24 protein-coding genes and 4 pseudogenes are annotated in these 25,863 nt (G+C 35.5%); 2 read left to right on the forward strand and 26 right to left on the reverse strand.

Annotated features, from left to right (window positions below):
* Positions 1 to 505 precede the first annotated feature (505 nt).
* From J0N78_RS26570 to J0N78_RS20845, 22 genes and pseudogenes are all read right to left on the reverse strand, one after another.
* A pseudogene (locus J0N78_RS26570) lies at positions 506 to 718 on the reverse strand (group II intron reverse transcriptase/maturase); the annotation flags it as partial.
* Between the two features lie 425 nt (positions 719 to 1,143).
* Positions 1,144 to 1,884 (reverse strand): Fic family protein, encoded by a 741-nt coding sequence (locus J0N78_RS20755; protein WP_209125046.1) that lies wholly within the window; start codon positions 1,882 to 1,884, stop codon positions 1,144 to 1,146.
* A gap of 275 nt (positions 1,885 to 2,159) precedes the next feature.
* Positions 2,160 to 3,407, reverse strand: a complete 1,248-nt coding sequence (locus J0N78_RS25965) for a TOTE conflict system archaeo-eukaryotic primase domain-containing protein (protein ID WP_247747463.1) — start codon at positions 3,405 to 3,407, stop codon at positions 2,160 to 2,162.
* A gap of 360 nt (positions 3,408 to 3,767) precedes the next feature.
* Positions 3,768 to 5,228: a sodium/proline symporter gene (locus tag J0N78_RS20765; RefSeq protein ID WP_209125047.1), complete on the reverse strand. Its 1,461-nt coding sequence runs from the start codon at positions 5,226 to 5,228 to the stop codon at positions 3,768 to 3,770.
* Positions 5,229 to 5,461: 233 nt separating this feature from the next.
* Positions 5,462 to 5,551: pseudogene (locus tag J0N78_RS26575) on the reverse strand (ATP-binding protein); the annotation flags it as partial.
* Positions 5,552 to 5,675: 124 nt separating this feature from the next.
* A pseudogene (locus J0N78_RS20770) lies at positions 5,676 to 6,125 on the reverse strand (Glu/Leu/Phe/Val family dehydrogenase); the annotation flags it as partial.
* A gap of 72 nt (positions 6,126 to 6,197) precedes the next feature.
* A complete protein-coding gene (locus J0N78_RS20775; protein WP_209125048.1) occupies positions 6,198 to 6,449 on the reverse strand; it encodes a biotin/lipoyl attachment domain-containing protein in 252 nt (83 codons plus the stop codon).
* A 321-nt stretch (positions 6,450 to 6,770) separates the two neighbouring features.
* Positions 6,771 to 6,923, reverse strand: coding sequence for a hypothetical protein (locus J0N78_RS20780; protein ID WP_209125049.1), 153 nt, complete (start codon positions 6,921 to 6,923; stop codon positions 6,771 to 6,773).
* Positions 6,924 to 6,978: 55 nt separating this feature from the next.
* Positions 6,979 to 7,227 carry a sodium:solute symporter family transporter gene (locus J0N78_RS20785; RefSeq protein WP_209125050.1) on the reverse strand — a complete coding sequence of 83 codons (249 nt, stop codon included), beginning with the start codon at positions 7,225 to 7,227 and terminating at the stop codon, positions 6,979 to 6,981.
* A 10-nt stretch (positions 7,228 to 7,237) separates the two neighbouring features.
* Positions 7,238 to 7,833, reverse strand: a pseudogene (locus J0N78_RS20790) (hypothetical protein); the annotation flags it as partial.
* A 15-nt stretch (positions 7,834 to 7,848) separates the two neighbouring features.
* Positions 7,849 to 8,820 carry an electron transfer flavoprotein subunit alpha/FixB family protein gene (locus J0N78_RS20795; RefSeq protein ID WP_209125051.1) on the reverse strand — a complete coding sequence of 324 codons (972 nt, stop codon included), beginning with the start codon at positions 8,818 to 8,820 and terminating at the stop codon, positions 7,849 to 7,851.
* A 13-nt stretch (positions 8,821 to 8,833) separates the two neighbouring features.
* Positions 8,834 to 9,607 (reverse strand): electron transfer flavoprotein subunit beta/FixA family protein, encoded by a 774-nt coding sequence (locus tag J0N78_RS20800; protein ID WP_209125052.1) that lies wholly within the window; start codon positions 9,605 to 9,607, stop codon positions 8,834 to 8,836.
* Positions 9,608 to 9,654: 47 nt separating this feature from the next.
* Positions 9,655 to 9,786, reverse strand: a complete 132-nt coding sequence (locus J0N78_RS26255; RefSeq protein ID WP_280637264.1) for a hypothetical protein — start codon at positions 9,784 to 9,786, stop codon at positions 9,655 to 9,657.
* A 468-nt stretch (positions 9,787 to 10,254) separates the two neighbouring features.
* Positions 10,255 to 10,998: a class II aldolase/adducin family protein gene (locus J0N78_RS20805; protein WP_209125053.1), complete on the reverse strand. Its 744-nt coding sequence runs from the start codon at positions 10,996 to 10,998 to the stop codon at positions 10,255 to 10,257.
* A gap of 19 nt (positions 10,999 to 11,017) precedes the next feature.
* A complete protein-coding gene (gene accC, locus J0N78_RS20810; RefSeq protein ID WP_209125054.1) occupies positions 11,018 to 12,379 on the reverse strand; it encodes an acetyl-CoA carboxylase biotin carboxylase subunit in 1,362 nt (453 codons plus the stop codon).
* 46 nt (positions 12,380 to 12,425) lie between these two features.
* The gene (gene accB, locus J0N78_RS20815) at positions 12,426 to 12,908 is read right to left on the reverse strand and encodes an acetyl-CoA carboxylase biotin carboxyl carrier protein (RefSeq protein WP_209125055.1); all 483 of its coding nucleotides are present in this window, start codon (positions 12,906 to 12,908) and stop codon (positions 12,426 to 12,428) included.
* Positions 12,909 to 12,942: 34 nt separating this feature from the next.
* On the reverse strand, positions 12,943 to 13,911 hold the full coding sequence (locus tag J0N78_RS20820) for a 5-oxoprolinase subunit C family protein (protein ID WP_209125056.1): 969 nt from the start codon (positions 13,909 to 13,911) through the stop codon (positions 12,943 to 12,945).
* Entirely contained in the window at positions 13,899 to 14,633 is a 735-nt protein-coding gene (pxpB, locus tag J0N78_RS20825) for a 5-oxoprolinase subunit PxpB (RefSeq protein WP_209125057.1), read from the reverse strand. Before pxpB ends, J0N78_RS20820 begins: the two co-directional genes overlap by 13 nt.
* A 32-nt stretch (positions 14,634 to 14,665) precedes the next feature.
* Positions 14,666 to 15,439 carry a LamB/YcsF family protein gene (locus tag J0N78_RS20830; protein WP_209125058.1) on the reverse strand — a complete coding sequence of 258 codons (774 nt, stop codon included), beginning with the start codon at positions 15,437 to 15,439 and terminating at the stop codon, positions 14,666 to 14,668.
* A 44-nt stretch (positions 15,440 to 15,483) separates the two neighbouring features.
* Positions 15,484 to 16,923: a Na+/H+ antiporter NhaC gene (nhaC, locus tag J0N78_RS20835; RefSeq protein WP_209125059.1), complete on the reverse strand. Its 1,440-nt coding sequence runs from the start codon at positions 16,921 to 16,923 to the stop codon at positions 15,484 to 15,486.
* Between the two features lie 66 nt (positions 16,924 to 16,989).
* Positions 16,990 to 17,775, reverse strand: coding sequence for an SDR family NAD(P)-dependent oxidoreductase (locus J0N78_RS20840; protein ID WP_209125060.1), 786 nt, complete (start codon positions 17,773 to 17,775; stop codon positions 16,990 to 16,992).
* Positions 17,776 to 17,801: 26 nt separating this feature from the next.
* Entirely contained in the window at positions 17,802 to 18,968 is a 1,167-nt protein-coding gene (locus J0N78_RS20845; protein ID WP_209125061.1) for an NAD(P)/FAD-dependent oxidoreductase, read from the reverse strand.
* A gap of 427 nt (positions 18,969 to 19,395) precedes the next feature.
* On the opposite strand from J0N78_RS20845, the gene J0N78_RS20850 reads away from it, so the two are divergent.
* The gene (locus tag J0N78_RS20850; RefSeq protein WP_209125062.1) at positions 19,396 to 20,586 is read left to right on the forward strand and encodes a sugar diacid recognition domain-containing protein; all 1,191 of its coding nucleotides are present in this window, start codon (positions 19,396 to 19,398) and stop codon (positions 20,584 to 20,586) included.
* 333 nt (positions 20,587 to 20,919) lie between these two features.
* On the opposite strand, the gene J0N78_RS20855 is transcribed toward J0N78_RS20850, so the two are convergent.
* Entirely contained in the window at positions 20,920 to 22,071 is a 1,152-nt protein-coding gene (locus J0N78_RS20855; RefSeq protein ID WP_209125063.1) for an MFS transporter, read from the reverse strand.
* Between the two features lie 181 nt (positions 22,072 to 22,252).
* On the opposite strand from J0N78_RS20855, the gene J0N78_RS20860 reads away from it, so the two are divergent.
* Positions 22,253 to 22,699, forward strand: a complete 447-nt coding sequence (locus J0N78_RS20860; protein ID WP_209125064.1) for a hypothetical protein — start codon at positions 22,253 to 22,255, stop codon at positions 22,697 to 22,699.
* Positions 22,700 to 22,807: 108 nt separating this feature from the next.
* On the opposite strand, the gene J0N78_RS20865 is transcribed toward J0N78_RS20860, so the two are convergent.
* From J0N78_RS20865 to J0N78_RS20875, 3 genes are read right to left on the reverse strand one after another with little or no spacing between them, the layout of a single operon-like run.
* Positions 22,808 to 24,316: a tripartite tricarboxylate transporter permease gene (locus tag J0N78_RS20865; RefSeq protein ID WP_247747464.1), complete on the reverse strand. Its 1,509-nt coding sequence runs from the start codon at positions 24,314 to 24,316 to the stop codon at positions 22,808 to 22,810.
* A gap of 15 nt (positions 24,317 to 24,331) precedes the next feature.
* Positions 24,332 to 24,778 (reverse strand): tripartite tricarboxylate transporter TctB family protein, encoded by a 447-nt coding sequence (locus tag J0N78_RS20870; RefSeq protein WP_209125065.1) that lies wholly within the window; start codon positions 24,776 to 24,778, stop codon positions 24,332 to 24,334.
* Positions 24,779 to 24,831: 53 nt separating this feature from the next.
* Positions 24,832 to 25,833 carry a tripartite tricarboxylate transporter substrate binding protein gene (locus J0N78_RS20875; RefSeq protein ID WP_209125066.1) on the reverse strand — a complete coding sequence of 334 codons (1,002 nt, stop codon included), beginning with the start codon at positions 25,831 to 25,833 and terminating at the stop codon, positions 24,832 to 24,834.
* Positions 25,834 to 25,863 lie beyond the last annotated feature (30 nt).

The raw sequence follows: 25,863 nt of genomic DNA on the forward strand, positions 1-25,863 counted from the left end.
AACTGCTGGAAATACACCGCTCCATTTTACTTTGTTTTTCATATTAAATTCCTCCTAATTGATTAATAAGTTTATAGTAAACGTTTACGTAACACAATAGTATAATGATAGCGCTTTTTTGTCAATACATTTATTATTTTCTGATATATTTAGCTGATTTAATAGTATTTTACTCTTCTTTTTGAAATAATTGTAAATAATAATGGAAGAAATATAGAAATTACGTTAACTTCTAGGTAAACGTTTCCTTGCTAAAGGAAACAAACTGCACTGGTTTTTCCCAAGGATAAAATAAGGAGGGTCGGGGCTTTTATTTGTGGAAGGAGGTATGCGGATTGAGAAGGTAGAAACTTCTTTACTCTACATCCTATTAGAAGGTTCTGTTACCTATTTCAAATTGGGGTACTGCCGACAAAACACGTATAATATCCGCGTTTTGTCAGCAGTACCCCTTTTAGAGATAACGTTCATTGTAAACAGTTACAAGACTTACTAGTCCAAGTTCCTAGAAAAAGTTGTTATCTAAAGCCGCATGTTCCATTGGGCTTTTGGAACTTGTCCAAGCAAACATGCGTATACCACGTAGATTTTCTTCCCTCCATCCCTTTCTTCTTAAAAGGCGATGGAGGTTTTTTACGTGCCACCCACTTCTTAGTTGTACCATTCTTAGCCTTTTTCTTATCCAGCTATCCCAATTATCAAATTTTATTTTGACATTTCCATAACTAAAATAGTTTACCCAGCCTCGAAGATATGGATTAAGCTTTTCTTTTTGCTGAGGCTGTTGTCACACTCGAACAAATTATGGACCGCCTTGGTCATACAGACGATTAAATTACTAAAAATGTGTACCTCTATGTCACGGAAGAAATGAAAAAAGAAGCCTCGCAAAAGTTCGCTGAACTCATGAGAAGCCTCCGTTAATTACCTCAATGTTAGCAAACCACTCTCACCTTACCATCAAATCCTTATATATCAAGGGTTCGAGGGGCAGATATCTAGCCTCCACTCCTAGAAACTCCAGACTCTTCCCATTCTCCTACGTGGCAAAGAGCGCCAATTTCGGATGCTCCAGATTCCTGCGTTTCTAGGCAGTCCCTTCGGCTTTTCTTATTACATCATGCTGCATTTTACGTAAATTAACTAAGCATTTTTATTTATTGCACTTAAATAAAGGTTTAATGAATCTTCTACTTCGATTGTGACTAACTTAATAAAGTCATCATATTCTTTCTGTGTATGTGCTTTATCTAATGCTTCGTAATAAGCTAGGCGATTTTCTACTTTAATAACAATGGGTGGAAAACCGTCTTTCATGAGTTCCAAATTTAACAACAAGCGTGATGTCCGGCCGTTTCCATCAATAAATGGGTGAATTCCAACAAAAATAGCATGTAGCATAGCTCCACGAGCAACCGGATGCAATTTTTTCGTTTCTGCTTGTTCATACCATGCCATCAACTGTTCCATCTCTTCTTTTATAAGTAAGGGAGCTGGAGGTATATGTTTAGCACCAGAAATAAAAACTTGCTGGTCCCGATATACACCTGCATATTCATCATCAATTCCTTTTAGTACTAGTCGATGTAGATTCTTAATTTGCCACTCCGACAACGGTTCACCCTTTTGTACAATCTCCTCTACAAAGTGAATCGCATCCCGATGATTTAAAACCTCCAAGTGTTCACGGAGCGTTTTGCCACCAACAGTAATTCCTTCTAGAACTACCTTCGTTTCGTTGATCGTTAACGTGTTTCCTTCAATTGCATTTGTATTATATGTCCATTCGAGTAATAACTTTTCACGTAAACTTTTGACTGTATATTTGGGTAATGGTCGATTGGCATCTAGAAGAGCTTTTTTTTGATTGATTTGTTCGAACATTGGCTTCACCTCTTTCACTCAACCATATACTTAAATTGAGAATACCATCGTTGCTCTGAATATACCTTCTAAACCAATTTTAACCAAATATTTGATAAAAGGTATATATTTTTTCTGATTTACACCAATCTATTTCCTCAGTTTTATTAATATCTGAAATCTTCTGAAAAAAAGCTTTTCTGCAAATGTTCACACTTACTTTATAGAGTGTTACCAAGGACAAACATTAGAATCTTTTGTTAAATTGTTTATATCGCTTTATTTATTTCAAATTACTAGAATAAATAAATTTGTTGACTTTTCTCTTTGTTTTCACCATATAGACTATAACCAATATTTTTATATCCCTTTAATCTCTTTTCAAACATTTTCTGTAAAACATCAACGTTTGAATTTACATAATCAAACACTTTTACTTCATTTTTATCATTATGATCCCGGTGAAGCCGTCCTACATACTGTTGTAATGTTCCTTTCCAAGAGATTGGCATTGTTAGAAAGAGTGGATCTAATCTAGAATCATCAAATCCTTCTCCAACATATTTTCCTGTTGCAATTAACAATCTCTCCTCACTATCAGGTAATTTAATTAACTTTTCTAGCGCTTGTTGCCGTTCTTTCTTCTTCATAGCTCCTGATAGAATAATAATATTTTTAGCAAATCCCTTGAAAAGCTCATATAGCTCATTTATATGGTCTAAACGTTCCGTTAACACTATAGGAGATCGTTTTTCATCTAGAGCTTGTAGAACATCATTAAAAATCATCTCGTTTCGTTCTTTATTAGTAGATAACAAAGAATATATAGCTTGTATATCCGTTTCATTCGTTTTCATTAATGTTTCTCTTTTAACAAGAGCCTCTTGTTGGATAGTGAGTTGACCATAAAATTTAGCATCAATTGAATGGCCTACGAATTGATTGTTTAGTATTTTAAGAGATATTTTATATTTGAGAAAAATTTCTTTTACATTTTCTATTAGACCCCTTGGTAGTATAAGCATATTGTTATTTATCTCTGTACAATCAATCATTCTAGGAATTCGATGAGTGGAAAATCGCTTTGCTTGCGCTTTGAAAAATTCTGGATTTCCCAATGTCCCAAGTTTGCGTAATTCATTTAGTATCTTACTAGGTAATAAACTCTTTGGAATTTGAATACCCTGATTTAATTCAATAGTAACTTCTTTTGGCAAGTAACTATTCTCAACTTTTTCTTTTACCTTATTAGAGCTTTCTGCCTCGGAGAAGTTTGTTACTATTTGTAAAATCTTTTTTTCAGGTATCTTTTTTATAGATGATAGATATTGCCATTGATTTTCATATTCCTGAAATGAATCACTTACAAACACACTATTCCCTTTCATTTTTGCTTGTTTCTGTAATGGAAGAGCTATTAAATTACCAAAGCCTCCTTTAGGTAATAGATCTTGGTTAGGAAACATTCTATCAAAGGAATCCATTCCAACTTCAAAGCGTTTTTCACTTGTTTTCGATAAAATCTTTAACTCTAGTGTAGCCAAGGAAGCACTTATTTAACAGTATAAATCTAATGAAAATAAACATTACGATAGATGTCTTAACGTCTAAATTGATAAAAAAAAGGCTTCCCAAAAGTTTATTTAACTAATGAGAAGCCTCAATTTTTTAAAATTTATGTTAGCATTTCGTTAGCAAACCACTTCAAAACCCGGTCATACCAGGGGTTTCAGGGGCAAGATTACATCATGCCGCCCCTATGGTGAGAGTGTGTAATATCTTTAACGATATGTGATTAAGTAAAACCTATGAAATATATTCCTAAATGAAAGATTATTTCAGAATATATAAAGGTACCGAATGCAAGTGGTTGCTTTCCATACCTTTATATAATTGTGCTTTTTTTAACCAATTACCTCTGAGTTCCTATCTTGATTTACTGTCATTTTTTTATCCGGAAACAATAACGAGAAAACTATTCCAAAAAAGGCTGCAATAAAAAAGGTCGTAAAACGAGAAGTAAGGATTCCTTCTAAAGGTGTACTTATCCATATTATAGTACTAATTAAACCGGTAATTATTGTGGCTACGGCACCGATACTTGAAAATCGCTTCCAAAAAAACATTAGAATAATTACGGCTGATAAGGTACATCCTACCCCAGCCCATGCCCAGCTAATAACAAGTAACACTAGAGATTGGGACACCATTGCAAGCACAAGTCCTAATATTCCTACCGTTACAACCAGAGTCCTTCCGATCTTAACTAATTGTGTATCTCTTAATTTAATTTTTGTTCCTTGGTTCAAAATGTCTTCAGTAATAGAACTTACTATTACCATCAACTGAGAATTTGCTGTAGTTATAATTGCCGCAATTACACCTGCAAGTAAAAGCCCGGCAATCCAAGGTGAAAGCAAGTCATTAATCATAAAAGGTAAAATAGTCTCTACATCGGCAAAATTAGTATTGTTATAAAGTGTCCGTGCGGTCAAGCCAATTAAGAAAGCACCTCCATACGAGAAAATAGACCAAATAACCACTGATATTATACCTATTTTAACTTCCTTCTTACCTTTTAAAGCCATAAACCTGGAACTTAGTTGAGGTTGTCCACCTAAATAACCAAAGAAATAAGAAAAATTATTAAAAAATAGAATACCTAAAGCAAACCCTGTCAATCCACCTGTCCAAGAGTCCATACCCCCTCCAGCACTAGAAAGAGTAGCACTAATTGAAAGATCTTGATTAATTATATGATATAAGGCTACAAGTGGGACTACCGTTAAAGTTAAAAGCATCATTATCCCCTGAATCATATCTGTCCATACAACAGAAGAGAAACCTCCCCAAAACGAAAGGATAATAACAATAAGTGTACATAAAACCATAGCTACTATAGGGCTAATTTCAAATGTGGTAAATAAGGTTTTTCCTGCCCCAGCAACTTGTGCTCCCAGATAAAATATAAAGAAGATAACAATCAATAGACTCGAACTATACAAGATAAGTCTTTTATTATTATCAAACCGTTCGACAATAAACATTGGTAATGTAAGTACTTGTTTTTCGTTCGAATCTTTCATAAATTTTTTTGCAAGGAATATCCAAGCAACTAGAGCCCCTAGAATTGACCCCACTGCCATCCAAACTGCTGATAACCCCGATGAAAAAACAAACCCTGTATAACCTAACATAAGCCATGCTGATGAACCTGTTGCTCTTTCGGAAAATGCAATTACCCACGCCGGTATTCTATCTGTTCCAAGTAAAAACTCCGAATGATTTATCTCCTTTCTACTGAAGTACCATCCTATTCCAAGCATCGCCAAAAGATATAGTATAATCTCAACAAGGATTACCATTTGATAAAACATCTCCTTTTTATTTGATTAGGTAACAAAAAGTGTTTAACTATCCCTGTAATACTCCTTTATTTGATTAAAACGAGTAATCTTTTAATAAATTGATTTTTCTGAAAATAATGTCAGGTAATTCTGGTTGTACTATTGTTTAAAATAGATAGCACGTAGATTATTTTAATTTTATGACTCTAACAATAATAAAAAGGAGTTATAACATACCCTAGGAATTACGTTCCCATCTTATCAGCCATGATTTGAATTTCAATATGACGTGGCTCTTCTATATATTTCTCAAGTTATACCCCCGGATTTCCAAATGCTATTACCAATCTACTCTGGAAGTGCCTATATGGAAACTTCTTAGAATCTACGTTTTCATATGACAATGGTGCATTAACCAGTAACCATATAGCTCTGCATAAATCTATAGATTTCTTTTTCAATGTTTTACGGTTTAATCCAACCACGAAGCGTTGAAGCTTCAACGATCCTTCGAATCCCTTCGATATAAGCTGCAATTTTCATATCGACACCGTAACATTCAGACGTTCTGAGTATATTAGAGAAAGCGGACATCATTACATCTTTTAATCGCTCATCTACTAATTCTTCCGTCCAATAGTAACCTTGATTATTTTGACACCATTCAAAATAAGAGACAACCACTCCTCCTGAATTTGCTAAAATGTCAGGAACAACCATAATATCTCTTTCTTTAAGGATTTTAACAGCATCCCTTGTTGTCGGTCCATTGGCTGCTTCTACCACAATTTTGCACTGGAGACGATCGGCATTTCGCTTATTTATTTGACCACCTATCGCCGCTGGAACAAGCACATCACATTCCTTTTCAAGCAATTCCTGATTGGAAATCGAGTTGCTATATAAATTAGATAAAGTCGTTATTAAACTTCCTCGAGCTCATCTAACTTTGAAGCGGGAGTCTTAGCGCTAGTTAAACGAGATAAATCAGTCACAACCAGTGGGTTTTGTATCTTCTTCTAAAACAGCTAACGTCATATCAGAAATAACTTCATCTCCTGATTTCACCTTTATCATTTTAATAACTCCACTAACACCCAATTCTACTTTCTTGGTCAATCCATTCACTGTTTTAATAAGAAATAATGGTTCCCATTCATAAACAAATTCGCCTTCATTCACCATCACTTTTTCAACTGTTCCAGTTGATACACTAGATACAGTACGATATCTATTCATAATGAACCCCTCCTTAAATCCATCCACGGAATTTAGATGCCTCAGTGGTTTACGGACACCAACCATTTATGCCGCTATGCGAGTATCTACTTTGTGACGTTTGCGGTTTCTATTACATTTTGAAAAGCATCAACGACTTTTATTCAAGATTTCTCTACTTTCATTCAAGCTATCAATAATTTCTTCTGCGTTTTCTGTTTTTTTAGTAAACAAGCAAATTACTACTAGGATTACGACAATAAAACCTGGAACGGCTTCATAAGTAATACCAAAGAAGTAAGTGTTTAATAGTTCTTTTACATCTAGTAAGAAAGCATAGGTCTATTGGGGTTGTTGTTTAACGAAAATAACGGTAATTAATCCTGTAATCATCCCCCATGGACCAAAACAAGCTCCTAACCCACCGAATGCAAATAACACCATCCAGAATACAAATTCTTTGGCTGTGAATGCCAATATTAGTGAATGGCCCATAAACACTACGGTAGTCAACCAACTTAAAAAGACTAGTTTCTTTTGCAGAATCTCTTTATCTTTGCCGATCATTTTTTGAGTAAATATCTCTTATAAATGCACTTGAACCTACAAGTAATTGACTATCGGCACTAGACATAATCGGTTCCAGAACAGCAATTAGTAAGAAGCCAAAGAAGAATGGGTTTAAAATTTCGGCACCTAATGTCAGGAAAACTTGCTCACGATCTTCATTAGGTAACATGCTGATATCAGGAAAGTAGGCACGGCCAGCCAATCTAATTATGACAGCTCCCCATCCCATTAGAACATTCCAAATCGATCGCAGTCGTTTTACTGATCCCTCCAAACGCTTTAGCAATAAGTGATGCAATAGGCTCTGACATTGACATTCCGTGATCGAGCCAAATTAAAGACATCGCGTTACCTAAGAGTACGGAAAGCATTAAAGTTCCGATAAATATTAAGACAAGTCCTGCTTTCCAGCCACGCTTTAAACGTACCAACTTCTAGATGTATCGACGATGAAAAGCCCAAAATACGGCTACAAGTATCATTAATTTAATGACCTCTTGAAAAAATGTAAAACCAGAATAAAGAGGTCCAAGTTGTACAGTGAACCTGGACCAGCCCTTTCCAGATAAAATCTATTGCTCCAAATTGAACGAGAATAAATCCATAAAACATCATGACATGGATCATTCCGCTTTTTTTATTTTTTAGTAATTTCTTTTGTCCAAATACATTAATTTCAATTTGTTTCCAACGCTCTTTAATTTCCCCATCAAATTCTACTTTTTTCTAGTTAAATATATTCATAGCGGGTTTTAATTAAATGGACAAATAGGTAAACACCGTAACCAGTTATAAATAGAAAGGCTATTGTGTTGATAATTAAAAAAGCATTCATGACATAACATACCCTCTATTGTTTTACAGCCGAAAACTCTTCAATCAGCAATGGTACTACTTCAAATAAATCTCCTACAATTCCATAATCAGCGACGTTAAATATAGTAGCTTCTGGATCTTTGTTAATAGCAACGATGATTTTAGAGTTGCTCATCCCAGCCAAGTGCTGAATGGCACCTGATATACCGCAAGCAACATAAAGGTCAGGTGTTACGACTTTACCTGTCTGTCCGATTTGTAGAGAATAATCACAATAGTCAGCATCACATGCACCACGTGAAGCACCAACTGCACCACCTAATAGGTCAGCTAGTTCTTTTAATGTCTTAAAGCCTTCTTCACTTTTCACACCACGGCCACCTGCAACCACTACTTTTGCTTCCGATAAATCTATACCTTCTTTCGTTTTTCGCACAATCTCTTTAATTACTGTACGCAAATCTTTAATGTCCACATCAACTGAAGTTACAACTCCCGTGCGAGATTCATCTTTAGTAAGTGCTGGAATGTTGTTCGATCGAATCGTAGCAAAAATGATACCATCTGTTATGATTTTTTTCTCGAAGGCTTTACCTGAATAGATTGGACGAGTAAATACAATATTGCCTCCTAATTCTTCTACATTTACTGCGTCTGAAACAAGCCCTGATTTTAACTTGCTTGCCAATTTAGGTGAAAGGTCTTTCCCAAGAGCTGTATGTCCCATGATAACGCCTTCTGGTTTTTCCACTTCTGCAACTTCTAAAAATGCTTGTGAGAATGCATCTGAAGTGTATGATTTTAATTTTTCATTTTCTACTATTACTACACGGTCTGCACCGTATTGAATCAATTCATTTGCACGGTCACTCACATTTTCACCTAGTAAAACCCCTACTACTTCTCCACCTTCTGCAACTGTTTTCCCTGCAGCAATTGCCTCTAATGAAATATTACGCAAAACTCCGTCACGAACTTCACCTAAAACTAATACTTTTCTAGACATGTTAATCCCCCTTTTATATTACTTTTGCTTCCGATTGAAGCATTGAAATTAATTGTTTAACTTGATCTTCCAGTTCACCCTCTAACACTTTTCCAGCCTCTTTTTTAGGGGGCAAGAAAATTTCAATGGTCTTTGTTTTTGCTTTTACGTCGTCTTCATCTAGATCAAGATCATCCATTTCTAATTCTTCTAAAGGTTTTTTCTTCGCTTTCATGATCCCTGGTAATGATGGATAACGCGGCTCATTTAATCCTTGTTGAGCCGTTACTAATAATGGCAATGATGTTTCGACAACTTCAACATCGCCCTCGACATCCCGTTCAATCATGACATTATTACCATCAATATCAATCTTTGTAATAGTTGTAACATATGGAATATTTAAAAGTTCAGCTAAACGCGGGCCAACTTGGCCAGACCCACCGTCAATCGCTACGTTTCCGCCCAAAATAATATCGTAATCATTTTTCTCAAAATAGTTAGCTAAAATGATTGCCGTAGTAAATTCATCACCATCTTCAAGATCATCTTCGGTATTGATTAAAACTGCTCTGTCTACACCCATGGCAAGTGCTGTACGAAGTTCTTTTTCAGCATCCTCCCCCCCAACCGTAATAACTGTCACTTCACCATCATGTTTTTCTTTTATCTGAATTGCTTCCTCAATCGCATATTCATCATAGGGATTCATGATAAATTCAGCACCATCTTCTTCAATTGAACCATTATTGACTATAATTTTTTCTTCTGTATCAAATGTTCTTTTCATGATTACAAAAATATTCATGATTAAATTCCTCCTACATTATTAGTCTTTTAAATAAACAGTCATCATTAAAGGTGAACAACCTCAGAAAGTATCTTACAACCTTGAATTCCCCCGAAAGCTTCCCTTGCTTCTTTTTCTGAATCAAATTCGAACATTGTAATGTTGTTTAAATTTGAGTAGACAGTAATGATCCACATCCAAAGAACCTCCAACCTATTTCGGTATTCTGTCTAATTACGCTAACATGCCCTCTACTTAACGGTTCTTCCTCCCTAAACTCACTTTTCTCCGGTTAACAACCATGTCCTTTGCCCCACCGTAGGGAGTCTATTAATTTATTTTAAACTCATCCCCTGTGAATACAGTCTGCAAACAAAAGATACTGTTGATCACCGTTTGCAGCAAGCAACAAAATATATACAATATACCTATAAAATTTAGATGAAAATTGCTATTTAAAAAAATGAAGATTTTACGTGACAGGAAAACAACTCGCGTAAAATCTTCTCTATTTCATTCGCCTCCATACGTACCAAAGATACGAAGACTAAGCTAAAGTATTGTATGGTGAATCGATGTACAGGAATTATCTCCCTTGCCATAGCGGCACTTACTAAATATCAAAGAACAATAATAACTCGAGCAAAGATCTATTTTCTTAATTTTTAATTTAAAAAGTCAGGTTGTGCATTGACAATTCTTTCCCATAAAGGAGCAAAGCACCGTTTTGCTTCTTCTGGTGATCCAACTTGAGCAGCAGTATGCTTAGCATCCTCCTCAGAAATGAATACTGGTTTTCCAGCTGCCTCTGCTATCAGCTGAACTTGACAAGATCTCTCCATGTTAACAAACCACCATATAGCTTCCTCGATTGAGCCCCCTACAGTGAGTAACCCATGATTTTGAAGAATACAAGCTTTGTGGTTTCCTAGCGATTTTGCTATCCTCTCTCCTTCATCAAGCTGGTGTACAACACCAGTATAGTTATTGTACAAACCGTGATCTTCGTAAAATGCACAAGCTTCCTGATTAATGGGATCAAGATACCTTCCAAGGGTTGACCAAGCTTTACCATAAACGGAGTGAGCATGGGCTGCTGCTACAGCATCTGGCCGTGCTTTGTGAATTCGAGAATGAATGGTGAAACCTGCTTTATTCACTTCTCTATCGCCTTCTACCACTTCACCTTCATGATTGACCAACACAAGATCAGACACCTTTATTTGACTAAAATGCATATTATAAGGGTTCACCCAAAAACAATCCTCTTTTATCGGATCTTTGACTGTAATATGTCCAGCATTCCCTTCATCAAAACCAAACAAGGAGAATAAACGAAACGAACCTGCTAATTTTTCTTTACGGGATTTACGTTCTTGTTCAAGACTTTTATTTTCAGTAACATTCATTTTAAAACACTCCTTAATATTAGACATTTATAGTTTCCAATTGAAGATTATGTGACTCTAAAAACTTTGTATTAAAATCGCCATTAATAAATGAACTATTTTCCAAAAGTTTTAAATGAAACGGAACAGTCGTTTTCACACCTAGGATGGTAAGTTCATCAAGAGCTCGTTTCATTCTATCAATTGCTTCCTCTCGATCTTTTCCCCAAGTAATAACCTTTGCAACCATCGAATCATAAAAAGGGGTTATAACATATCCAGGATAAGCAGCACTGTCTATTCTTACTCCAAAGCCGCCTGGAGGCAGATACATCTCTATTTTACCGGGACTTGGCAGAAAGTTTTTTAGAGGGTCTTCAGCGTTAATTCGACATTCAATTGCCCACCCATTAATTTGAACATCTTCTTGACTTAGGGAGAGTCTATTTCCAAAAGCAACGGAAATTTGTTCCTTTATTAAGTCAATTCCAGTAATAAGTTCCGTAACAGGATGCTCCACTTGAATGCGTGTGTTCATTTCCATAAAATAAAATGATCCATGTTTATCCAATAAAAATTCTACTGTTCCTGCTCCATGGTATTGGACTTCTTTGGCGGCCTGAACGGCTGCATCTCCCATTTTCTTTCGTAATTCCTCATTTAGTGCTGGAGATGGTGCTTCTTCCACTAATTTTTGATGACGGCGTTGAATGGAACAATCACGTTCTCCTAAATGAATCACATTTCCATATCGATCAGCCATAATTTGAATTTCGATATGACGTGGTTCCTCTATATATTTTTCAAGATAGACTCCTGGATTTCCAAACGCTGTTTTCGCTTCCTGCTGTGCTTGACGGATCGACTTTTTTAATTCATCTTGATCATATGCTAGTCGCATTCCCTTTCCGCCTCCTCCAGCAGTTGCTTTCACAATAACTGGAAACCCTATTTCGTTCGCAATAATTACGGCTTCTTCCAAATCAGCGATTAACCCATCAGTACCTGGTACAATCGGTACACCGGCTTGTGTCATTGTTTCTCTAGCAACGGATTTATCACCCATTCTTTGAATAGCTACTGGACTAGGACCGATAAAAGTGACGTTGCAGCTCTCACATATTTCTGCAAAATTAGCATTTTCAGATAAGAAGCCGTAGCCAGGATGAATGGCATCCACACCCATAGCAGTTGCCGCACTCAAAATATTATAAATATTCAAATAACTATCTTTAGAAGCAGATTTCCCGATACAACAAGTCTCATCGGCTAATTTGACATGTAGCGCCTCTTTATCGGCTTCAGAGTAAACAGACACTGTCTTAATTCCCATCTCTTTGCAAGCTCTTATGACACGAACTGCAATTTCACCCCTATTTGCAATCAGTACTTTCTTAAACATGATGATTCTCTCCATTCGTTTATTACTTCAATTAACTTAGGATGAATTAATCTACTTTGACTAAAAACATAGGTTGGCCGTATTCTACTAAATGACCGTCTTCTACTAATATCTCTACAATTTCTCCTTTTACTTCTGCTTCGATTTCATTAAATAGTTTCATAGCTTCAAGGATACAGACGATATCTTGTGGCTGAATTTTCTTTCCTACTTCCACAAAAGGAGCTGATTCAGGGTTTGGACTTGAATAAAATGTTCCTATCATCGGAGAGGTGATTTCTACCAAGTTCTCGCTAGCCTTGCTTGTGATCTCTTCTACCTTTTGATTTTCAGCTTGATTGCCTTCTACCAAATCAGGTGAAATAATGACCTCTGAAACAGAATTTTTGACAGGTGTTTCAGTTAGGTTCTTTTCCGTGATGACTTTTTTTATGGTTATTTTTGTATCCGCTTGTTCAAGAGTAAATTCTTGAACTGATGAATGATCAACTAGCTTGATCACATCACTAATCTCATGGACTTTAAACACAATCAACACTCCCTTTATTGTAAAAACGATTAAATTACGTTAATTTTGCTATCATTTCATTATTTAAAGATAATTCTGAAAGTAATGTTTCTTGTATTCTCAATTCATGGTGAGCTTCTTCGATATTAATTGGTTGAAAAACAATTTTATCTCCGGGTTTTCTTTGTCCTAGAAATGATAAATCTGCTGTTATAACCACACCGATTTTTGTATATCCTCCAGATGTTCCACAATCTGCCATGTGTATAATTGGATATCCATTACCTGGAACCTGCACGGTTCCCATTGAAATAAAGTCGGAAATAATATCTGGTCCATTTATGTGTTCAAGTTGTGGTCCTGAGAGTCGATACCCCATGCGATCCGATTCATTGGACAATGTATACTCTTCATTTAAAAATTTATTGAGAGAATCCTCTGTAAACTCTTGATGATGCGGTCCAAGTATAATTCGAACGGGACGAATCGTCTCAAAATTCGGAGTATCAATCGGACGAAGTCTTCTTCCATTTAGGTCCTTATAATGGAATATAGACTTACCAACCATAAGAGAGTCACCAGATTTAAGGGCTCTGCCTTCAAGCCCTCCATAATTCCCACGAATATAGGTGGACCTGCTTCCCATTACTTCTGGTACATCAATCCCTCCAGAAAAAGCAATATACGAACGACAGCCATCTAGACAACGACCAAAGGTTAATTCATCTCCCTTTTTTATACTTATAGCTTTCCACATCGAAATGGGTTTGTTATTTAAAGATGGTGATAAATTCCCGCCAGTTATGGCCATAACACCATCCTGTTGAAAGACCAGATGTGGACCTACTAATGTTGCTTCCAATGCAGCTGCATTTTCTTCATTTCCAGCAAGAATGTTAGCTATCCTGAAAGAGAATGAATCCATTGCACCGGAGGCGGATACGCCAAAAACACGATGTTCAGGGCGGCCCAAATCTTGAATCGTTGTTAATAATCCCGGTTTAATTACTTTCATGAATTCCATTTTAGATCCCACTCCCACTGCCGCTCTTGGTTCCACAGTTCAGCTTCTTCTTTACTAATCTCAATATATTGGATATAATCTCCCGCATTGAGCCTACTAATTTGCTCCAAATTAGGATTAAATATTTCCATTGGTGTCCATCCAACTAAATGCCATCCTGATGGTGCCGTCATCGTAAAAATACCCGTTAAGTTATTAACAATTTGCACTGTCCCTTTCTCTACTTTCATACGAGGATTAGACCGCCTAGGAATAGATAATCTTTTATCTATATCACCGCTGTACGGATAACCTGCAATAAATCCAATCATATATACGTAGTAAGGGGTTTTTTGGAGAATCGAAATGACCTCTTCCTGGCTAAGTCCGGCATGGTTTGCTATTTCTTCTAAATCAGGACCATACTCCCCCCCGAAAGCGACTGGCACATAAAGCGTTTTATTGTCCAGCTGAATATCTCCTGAAATGTGACTCTCTATTTTTTTAAGCTCTTGTAATAATTCATCATGTCTTATTACAAGAGGGTCATAGCAAACCGTAAGATTATTAAAGGCAGGAAGGAGCTGGGTTATTCCTACTATCTTTCTGTCTTCGATTATACGAGCGCTAATTTGAACTTTCTTATTCGTTTCAATAGATATGTTCTGTTTAAACTGAATTACAATGGCTTTATCACCCATCATGAAATAAGATGGTGCAAGATTAATGGTTTGAGTTTCCAAGACTATTACTCCTTTCTTTGAACGTAGATCATCTACTTATGCCACTTTCCTACAGGAGCAATTTCAATCCCTTTTTCTTCTATTCGTCCTTTTAGGTAACGTACAATTTCAAGTGCACCTTGAGTGTCTCCGTGAACACAAACACTGTCTGCTTGAATATCAATCAAATCTCCATCAAGTGTTTTTGCTTTTCCTTCTAAAATCATTCTTAATACATTCTCAGCTGCTTCTTCCGGTTTTTTGATAACAGCACCTGGTAATTTACGTGAGACAAGTGTTGCATCCTTGTTGTATGCACGATCTGCAAAAACTTCTAGAACAAAAGATAATCCTTTTTCTGCTGCTGCCTTATGAATTTCAGTTCCTGGCAATACAAATAATTTCGTTTCAGGAATCACCAATTGAACAGCGTCTACAATAGCATCAGCAATCATCCGATTCACAAATGACATGTTGCCCATACTCCCATGCGCCTTGACATGCTGAATGCCAACTTGATGTTTTTTGCAAAATGATTCCAATGCACCTATTTGATAAATGATATAGTTCATTAAATCTTTTCGTGATACATCTATATCCCTTCTACCAAAACCTAAACGGTCAGGAAACCCTATGTGAACTCCAATTCCAACATTATGTTCCTTCGCCATTTCTACAGTGTGATCCATTATATTAGGATCTCCTGCGTGAAATCCGCAAGCAATATTGGCTGAAGAAACTAATTGAATGATCTCTTCATCCATACCAAAACTATAAGGACCAAAACCTTCTCCCATATCGCAGTTTAAATCAATCTTCTTACCCATTTTTTCCACCTCCAAAAAGTAACTAGTTTTAGTAGATTATGATACTATGCATTTATGTTTGGAACTTTAGTGTCTAATTCCTCACTTTTGTTTGGTTCACTGTCTTCTACATACCAAATAAATTTACCAGAAAATCCATAAAACAAAGCGATACCAATCGCAACGAAGTTCAGCCATAAAAATGGGATATAGGACATGGTCGCTACACCAAGTACGGCAGCCATATATAAACCGTTATCGGACCAACCTACCATAGGTGCAGTCAAGGTGCCTCCAGTCTCCACATTTCTAGATAAAACACGTCTGTCTATCTTTAATTTTTCATAACTTTTATCCGTCATTTTAGCCCCTGTAATTAATGAAACGTACCCTGCACTCCCAAAGAAATTACCCATGAAGGCAGATATAATTGTTGCTAAAGTTAAACTTCCAGAACCTGTAATAAATTTAGCTAACCTATCTCTAAGAACATCTAAGGTACCAACATGATCCATTAATCCACCAAAACCTAATGCTAATATCATGATCGAAATAAGACCTAACATAGATTCAATACCGCCGCGATTAAACAATTGATCAATAAAAGGAACTCCAGATTCGATACTAAAACCACTATATAAGGTTGCTATTGCTTGAATAACATCCGCTCCTTGAAACAACCAAGCCCAAATGATTCCTAACACAGAACCTATCGCAAGTGTAGGTATAGTTGGCATTCTCCTAGCTAACATGATAATAACGATTAACATGGGAATAAGCATGTACCAGCCAACATTAAAATTAGCATTCAACGCATTGATATTTTCTTGAACAACGCTCATATCACTCCCATTTTTGTTAAATAAAAACCCAGCTATCAAGAATAGAATTCCAGAAATCAAAAGGGCAGGGAATCCTATGACAAGCATTGATCGGACATGAGCTATTAATTCTACTCTCGCTAGAGAAGCTGTCATGACAGTGGTATCTGAGAGAGGAGACAGTTTATCACCAAAATATGCCCCTGATATTACCGCACCAGCTACTAGAGATAGAGGTAATCCGAAACTTTCGCCAATCCCCATCATTGCGATACCAGCCGTTCCAACCGTTCCCCAGGAAGTACCTGTCGCTAGTGCGGTAACTGCACAAATTATTAATGTAGCTAAAAGAAAAATACTAGGATGAATAATCTCTAATCCATAATAGATAATGGATGGGACAACCCCACCCGCTATCCAAGTTCCAATTAAAGCACCGACGAAAATGATAACGAGTATTGCTTCTAATCCAGCGTGGATTCCGTTAGAAATGGATGTTTGTAAACTATTGTATGAATGTCCAAGACGCAATCCAAGAAATATGACTAAAAACCATGCTGCTATGAGTGGTAAATGAATAGGGAAATTGAAAACCGCGAGAGAAAAATACATGATAACTAAAAACAATGCAAGAACCGTAAATATTTCAGATAACTTTGGTAAGCGAATATTGTTATTTAGCATAAACATCTCCAATCAATTATTTTTTGTACAGTATGGTATATTCATCCCTAAATAACCCGACTAAAATCAATCAAACATTAATGGCCTAGCCACTTTATTGAACGTCCCACCATCTACCATTAGTGAGTGCCCGCTAATATAAGCTGATTCGTCTGAAATAAGAAATAAACAGGCATTCGCAATGTCTTCTCCAGTTGCAATTCTGCCAAGTGGTTGATAAGCTAACGTCTGTTTAAATGCCTCTTCTGGGTCTGGCAGGCTTTTAAATGATTCATATAACATGGGTGTATCGACAGTACTAGGACATACAGCATTCACACGGATATTAAGCGGGCCGCAATCTAAAGCCATTTGCCTTGTCAAGGCTGTCATGCCACCTTTAGAAGCAGCGTAAGCAGCAAATCGTGTAATGGTTCTATCTGCATGCCAAGAAGCCATATTCACGATTGCTCCCCCTTCCCGTTTTTCCATTGCTGGAATAGCATACTTTGAACAAAGGAAGGTGCCAGTTAAGTTTACATTTAGGACTTTTTGCCACTCTTCTAATGAAGTGTCTTTGGCTGATTTACGAAGTGTAGCTGCTGCATTATTGACTAGTGCGTCAAGGCCTCCAAAGTGGTCTTCAGCAGTTTGGATTAGGCCTTTCACATCTGTTTCATTACTAACATCTGTTTTGACAAAAATCGCATCGATGTCTAGTTCTCTTAATTCGTTAACGGTTTTCAACCCTGTCTCTTCATTTATGTCTGCAATAACAATTTTTGAGCCATGTTCACCAAGTTTTTTTGCAGTGGCTTCGCCAATCCCTTGGCTTCCACCTGTTATGATCGTTACTTTTTCTTTTAATCTCATCATTATCCCTCCGTCTATTTTTTTGATTAATATACTGCCGTTTCCAAAACGGGTTTATTTGCAGCAAACCTCTCAACAGATAATGGCGACATATCAATCGTTTCAAATTTTCCTAAATGGATTAATTCTGAAAGGCCTTTTCCTGCGGCTGGTGCATGTTGGAATCCATGTCCGCTAAACCCAGAAATAATGTAATACCCCTTCAATGCTGGATGACCTCCAATAATCGCATTATGATCAATAGGATTATAATCATAGAGTCCAGCCCAACCTCGTTCTACTTTTAATTGTTCAAAGTTTGGACATCTTTCAGCAAGAACTGGCCAAATCTCCTCTTCAAAAAAGGACTTTTCTAGTTTAAAATCATATCCGTATGAAACATCTTTAGCCCATCCAACAACAATTTTCGAGCCTTCTCCGCGAAAATGTAGCCCAGTAGGATCAAATGTGAATGGAATAGTATTTTTAAATTTTTCCGTAGTATCTATACTGAATAATTGACGGCGAACTGGTTTAACAGGTATCTCTATACCGATCTTTTTGCTTAATTCTCCTGACCATGCCCCTGCAGCGTTCACAACGATTGGCGCATGATACGATTCCCCAGTTTTCATTTTAATGCCTGTCACTTTCTGAGTTTCAGTTAAAATGGTTTCAACTTCCCCATGAATGAAGGAAACTCCCATTGATTTAATCTTTTTTAAATAACCTTGTAACACAGAGTATGGATCTGCATTCCCTGCATCTGGATCAAATACAGATCCAGCTAAATCTTCTACATTAAGTTCAGGAAAGAAATATTTCGTTTCGTGTTGATTCATTAGATCCGCTCGTACCCCGAGGGACTTCTGAATTTTCATGATCTCTTTGAAAATAGGGAGAGATTTATCATTTAGTAAATACAAATAACCATTTTGATGAAAATCAATATGGCAAGGCTCTCCATCCATTGCCATTTCTTCTTCAAATTTTTTGTAGACTTGATAGCTATATTGGCTCATTTTGATATTTATTTCTGTGCTAAAGGTTTGCCGTATTCCCCCTTCGCTTCGAGGGGTTGAAGAATATTCGTAAGTAGAATCCTTTTCAAAGATACATATACTCCCGGTAAAACCATCCTTGCGCAGGTTATATGCAAGACTAGCTGCCATAATCCCGCCACCAACAATAATTAAATCAAATTGATTTCTCATAAGATCTTCCCCTTTCTAAGGTGTAGAAGTATTACTCATTCAGTACAATTCCAAAATTAGAATGAAATGGTTTGTCTGATTTAAACTTTACCTCTCACTTTTCCAGTCACATAATTTAATAATCTTTTAACATTAGTCAAATTAACCATTAATACCCAAATGTTATGATAAATCTGAATCTTTGTAATTTTAATTATATTCCGTTTAAAGTCGGTATTACAACGCCTATATTGCACGAAAAAACTGAATATTTTAATTATTATCATTGTGCAATTTGCACGATAATCATAATAAATAAAACATTTTTCAATAATGGAAGTGTATTCAATTTTACAATTTGCTTTATTTGTTAGATAATTTCATCAAACATAGAATTTGATTTTTACGGATTAAATTAACTAAAAATCTCAGAAAATGGTGAAAGGAAATGATTTTAAAACAGATTGCTCAAAAAGTTTCAGATGATACTTCTAAAATCATAGGTTATCCTGTAAGTATTTCAGATGAACATGGGTATTTAATTGGTGTAAGTGACAGGACAAGGATAGGGATATTTGACGAATTATTTTCAATAGTTATAAAAAGCAAGAAGTTAATGTATTGGAATGAGAAAGATTCACAAAAATACACAAATATTTTCCCTGGAGTTGCAGCACCAATTATCGTTAATGGGGAAGTTTTAGGCGCTATTGGTATAATAGGAAGAATTGAAGAGAATTTAGAAACGGAAAATTATATTCACCTCGTTAAAAATCATATTGAAATGATGTGTCATGAGGAAATAAGAAAAGAAATAAAATCTTTTGAAGCAAGTTCAATAGAGAAATTGATTCATTATATTCTTCATTTTGACAACAGTAAACAGGAAACGGATTATATTATAAGGTATAGTAAAATGTTAGGTTTTGATCTAACGTTAAATCGCATTTGTTTAGTTTTTGAAATCAAAACAGCCTTAAATGTTGATAGAAATAGTCGTCACCCAAACATCCAGCAGTTTCAGTATGATTTGCTTGAAATTATTAGTTATTTATTTAAAGATGACCAAGAAGATTTGATTGGAGCCTTAAATTTTGAACAGTATTGTATTTTAAAAACCGTACATTTAAATAAAATTGATGATTCTTTTTTTAAAAGACTTGATGATAAGACAAAAAAACTAAATATACTTTTAGAAAATAAATATAATTTATCTGCTTTTGTAGCAATAGGAGATTTGCACACTAACACTGGGATTAATGGGGTAGTAAAATCTTATCAAGATGCTCTAAAAACACTAGAAGCTGGAAAAAAAATAAATAATAATACCAATTTATATAATTACAATGACCTAACTGTCTTGTTAGAAATACTTTTAAGTGAGTTAACTCAAAAATCCTTTAAAAAACTACATGGAAAATTTCTTTCCTTTCTTGAACATGACAGCTTTGATGTATTATCTCTTACGTTCTTAATGTATTGTAAATGTAATATGAATATAAGCGAAACAGCACGTGAACTATTTATTCACCGTAACTCATTGAACTATCGGTTAGAAAAAATAAAGCAATTGACTAATTTAGACATATCTAATTTTGAGCATTGTCTGCTTTTGTATATGGTGATTAAGAATATTTAAGTATTGACAACTAATAATATTTCCAAAATTAAGAGAGGCTACTCAAAAGTTGAGTAGCCTCAAATAACTTACACTATGTTATTATTTTTGTTAGCAAACCACTTAAAAATCCTTATATATCAAGGGTTTGAGGGGCAACTTACATCATACCGCCCCTTAGATGAGAGTGTGTAAAATCTTTAACCTGGTGCGTGGAAAGTGCGGTATACTTAGGTTTTGTTAATTTCTTACTGTAACATCTTTAACTGGAATTTACCGTTTTTCATTGGATTGCGTTAGCAAAATGTTAGCAATTCTGTGATTGCAAACATTAAAAAGTATAGAATAATTGAATTAATCCTCAGTTTTTTTCTTTGAATTAAAAGATCCCATCATGATCAATAATCCTGAAATATAAAAAACACTCGCCATACCACCAACAGCTGATATGCCACCCAATAATACGGGCATTAATACCTGAGTCATTTTGTTAATAGATAGTCTCAGTCCAAGACCTTCCCCAACTCTTTCTTTCGGTAAAGAATTTATTGTAATTGATATAGAAAGCGGTTGACCAATTCCTAAGCTTAGTCCAAGAATAAATGAAAAAAAACCTAACAAAAAAACATTGGATAATAATGGGGTTAAAATAAAAATTATACCTGCACTCATAATTGAGTATGCAATTACTATACTTCTACTATATTTTTTTATGAGATGCGGTAGTAGAACACGGATTGCGATCCCAGCTATCGCATTTAAGGAGATAATGAATCCAATTACTGAAGCTGACATTCCTTTATCCATTGCAATTAATGGAAAAAAGGCTAGATAAATATCCTTTGCCAACAAAACAACGGCACTTACTAGAAATGCTTTGCGTAAATCTGAAATAAAGAGTAAGTCGAACGACTTCTTTTTTTCTACTTGTACCTTTTCTTTTTGCGAAGCTCTCTCTTTTCCTTGTTTAAGGAAAAATATAAAGGGAAACGTACTAATTATTACGATCCCTAAAATAGCTAATGCATTAGAATATCCGGCACTATCTGTCAGAAAGCCACTAGCTAATGGTCCCGCAAAACTCCCAATTGCCACTCCAATACTGAAAATCGCTATATAGTAATCCCTTAATTTACTTTTTGAAAATTCCCCTAAATAGGTTTGCATTGCAAGCACAAAAATTAACTGTGCAAGACCTGCTAAGATTTGGGAAATGTATAATCCAGTAAGAGCATTAAAAAAATAAGGGATTATTAATGAAATACTTCCTAACATGACCGCTAAAATTAAAGGTATCTTACTACCTAATTTATCAATTATTTTACCGAATGGAACTGCTATGAATAGTGGCATTAATGAAAAAAGAGCAATAATTAATCCTATTTGAAAATTAGTTGCTCCTAAAAAACTCGAATATACCGGTATTAGTGGCCTACTCCCTACAAGGCTAAACATAAATAAAGAAGTACAAATCATAATCCAAATTTTGTTTGTATTTCTTTTCATTAAACTGACCTCTTTCCTTCCTAAATTACTATCTCAAACTCCTTATTTATGTTAGTTATTTTTATTACATTATATATTTTGTAAAAAATATTTCTTTCATTGAAATTTTATGTTATCATTCTATTAATTATCTGTACATGTTACTACAACGAAAATAATTATATTTTCATAGGGGGTAATGATGATAACGATTAATTTAAATCAAGAAGAAATAGATCAGTTAACCTGGTGTGAACTTAGTGAAAAAATATATGAAATTCAATATAAAGATTTAATCACCTATTTCTACAAGCAAAAAAGCAAAGGTGAAAATGGTTTATTGGTACAAAGATTATTAAACGAACTTTCTGAAAGTGATCGATCAATAAGCGATCAAATAATACAAGTGTTTAATAAAAATATGTTAGATCCAGAACAATGGAATAAACCTTCTCAAAAAATATTAGAAGATGTAAAAGATGTGAGTAATTCTATTGAGAACTTTTCTAATGAACAATTAGCCATAAGGTGCTTTTTATTGCTTACGTTACACTATGTGTTTACTGCATATTCAAGAAAAGATTTTAGACAGTTTATCGGTATAAAAAAAGAAGGCCTCTTCAATTTCTTTAAGAAAAAGCACAATTAGATAAATTCAAAAATCCGTGGATACAACCACGGATTTTCTTTCCTGCTAGAATTCCCCATTTAATTAGCTGCCCCATAGTAATTTAAAATAATAACAAGATAGGATTAGTTATACTATTTCTTTTTTCTTTTTGGAAAAACGAATAAAAGGACTAATAAAAGTAATGACAGCTACTATCAACAGAACTGCAGATATTGGACGAGTAAAGAAAATGGTCCAATCATTGTTAGAAATTAGCATTGATTGACTCAAACTCGTCTCTGCCTTAGGTCCTAATATTAATGCTAATACAATAGGTGCTAACGGGAAACCATAGCTTCGAAGAATAAAACCTAATAAGCCAAACGCAAGCATAATCCAGATATCAAAATAATTGTTATGAATAGCGTAAGACCCAACAATACTTAATATTAAAATAACCGGTCCTAAAACGATAGGTTTAACGATCAATACTTTTGAAAATGCCTTCGCTCCTGTTATACCAATTATTATCACTAATATATTAGCAATAAACAAACTAAAGAATAGAGCATAAACAATGTGACCACTATGAACAAATAATTCTGCTCCTGGCCTTAATCCATGAATTAATAAACCACCTAAAAATACGGCAGATACCGCGTTTCCTGGAATTCCAAGCGACAACAGTGGGATTAATGATCCCCCAGTAACCGCATTATTAGAGGACTCTGGTGCAACTAGCCCATGAACAGACCCTTTTCCAAATTGATCTTTTTCTTTCGACCAACGTTTAGCTTCATTATAAGCGATAAATGCAGCTGGATCCGTACCGACACCTGGAATAATTCCAATCATCGTACCAATGATAGATGATCGTCCCATATTAGGAAAAAGTTTTAATAGTTCTTTGGGCTTCGGTAAGAAACTTCCAGAAAAGCTTGGTATGTCTGAATCCTCTGTTGATTTATTTCCTTTAGAATTTTTCGAGGAAATCATTAAGCTAAATGCTTGTGAAGCAGAAAATAACCCTATGAGCACCGGGATTAATGTAAATCCTTCGATCAAAACTGAACTTCCGAATGTATACCTTGGATATCCTTGGATCGGATCCATGCCAACAGTTGCAACAAAGACACCTAACGCTCCGGCAAGAAGACCTTTATACGGATTTTTCCCAGCTAGACTAGAGATGATCGTTAATCCAAAGACAGCTAGAGCAAAATACTCTGGCGGACCAAATCGTAATGATTGAAGGGCTAAAAACGGTGCGACTGTTGATAATAAAAGAACACTAACGATCCCTCCGAAACCAGAAGCTATTGCTGATAATCCTAGTGCCTTTGCACTTAACCCTTTTTTTGTCATTTCATACCCATCTAATACTGTTGCAGCTGCAGACGGTGTACCGGGGGTATTAAGTAAAATTGCAGAAATCGAACCTGCATACACGGAGGCTGAGTAAACAGCCCCTAATAAAATTAGACCTGTTGCAGGATCCATTGAAAATGTGAATGGGATAATAATAGCTAGAGCCATTGTAGAACTTAACCCTGGCATCGCTCCTGTAAAAATCCCAAACAGAACACCACAGAGGATCGCCAACATATTTGGAAGTGTAAAAACACTACTAACTGCTCCCAACCAAAGTTCAAACATGATCTTTCACCTCAATTATAGAAAGTTTTGGAATAACCCCTGTGGTAATGGAACATTCAAAAGGAACTGAAATATTATTGTGATAACTACAGAAGTAATGATTGAAATAAGTAACACCTTTTTAATATATCTATAACCTAAATACCATAGAAGACCACCAATAAGGAAAATAGTTAATATACTAAATCCAATGATATTTAATAAGAACATATAAATAATGATTGTACCGGTGATTAACGCTAAAATCTTATATTCGTAAGCCGAAATGGGTGCTTCACTCGTACCTTCTCGTTCTGGTTTTTTGACTGTATCGATAAATAATCCAATCGCAAGTAAAATAAGAACGATCGAAAATAACCGCGGCCAAAATACAGAACCTTCAGGAAATCTGAGACTCCATAGGAGGGTGAAAGTTGCAAATACGATAAAGATAATAGCTAAAATTTTATTTGTTTTAACCATAACTTAACTGTCCTCCTTACATCAAAAAGGAAAGAACTAGCTTTCCTTTTTGTTTATTTGTCTGCGAAATTCATGTATTTATTATAAGTGTCTTCAATAATTGCTTTAAATTCCTCTGAGTTTCTATACGTAATACCAATTCCTGATTTGACCATTTGATCTTGATATTCCTGCTTTTCTGTTGCAGCTTTAAATGCTTCGTGAAGATACTCGATGATTTCCGGATCTGTTCCTGCTGGTACTGCAATCCCTCTCCATGAACCTGAAATGAGGTCTATCCCTTCTTCCTCTGCAAGTGGTACATCCGGTGCAAGATCAGATCTTTCAGTATCAAAAAGCAATATTGGTTTTAAAGTTCCACTATTTACTTGACTTTCAATCCCAGAAAAGTTCCCAATAAGTGCGTCAATATGACCACCAGCTGCCGCAGCTACTGCTAACGCTTCTCCATCAAAAGGAACTGTCGTCAACTCAACACCTGTTTTCTCCTCAAACTCTTTCGCTGTAAAAGCTGGAACTGTCTGAGAACCAGAGACACCAACATTGATTGCGCCAGGGTTTTCTTTTGCATATTCTAGAAATGAAGCGGTGTCATCAAATGGAGCATCTTTACTAACTACTAAAAAGAATGGATCATTTACTGTCATAATAACTGGTTCAAAAGATTCATGAGTATAACTAACTTCATTAAAAATAGGATTACTCACAATCGATGAAGTAATTAATGTCAAGGTATAACCATCTGGTTTTGCTGATGCTCCCGCAGTTTGACCAATTGTCCCCCCACCACCATCACGATTTTCTACAACAATTGACTCTCCAACAAACTCTTCACCATGGTGAGCTAAAATTCTTGAAGTGTTATCTGCAGGTCCACCGGCGGAGAAAGGATTAATTATTTTGATTGGTTTCGTTGGGTAATTTAAAGCTGTATCCGTATTACTTTCTCCGTTACCGTTTTCACTTGTTGAAGGTTCTTGCCCACATCCAACTAGAGTAAGTACAGAAGCCATAGTTAATGCCATTAAACCTTTTAATAGATTTGTTTTCTTCATGTTTATTCCCCCTAAATATTTCAAGATTAA

The sequence above is a fragment of the Alkalihalobacillus sp. BA299 genome (genome assembly GCF_017745675.1).
Taxonomy (GTDB): domain Bacteria; phylum Bacillota; class Bacilli; order Bacillales; family Bacillaceae_F; genus Alkalihalobacterium.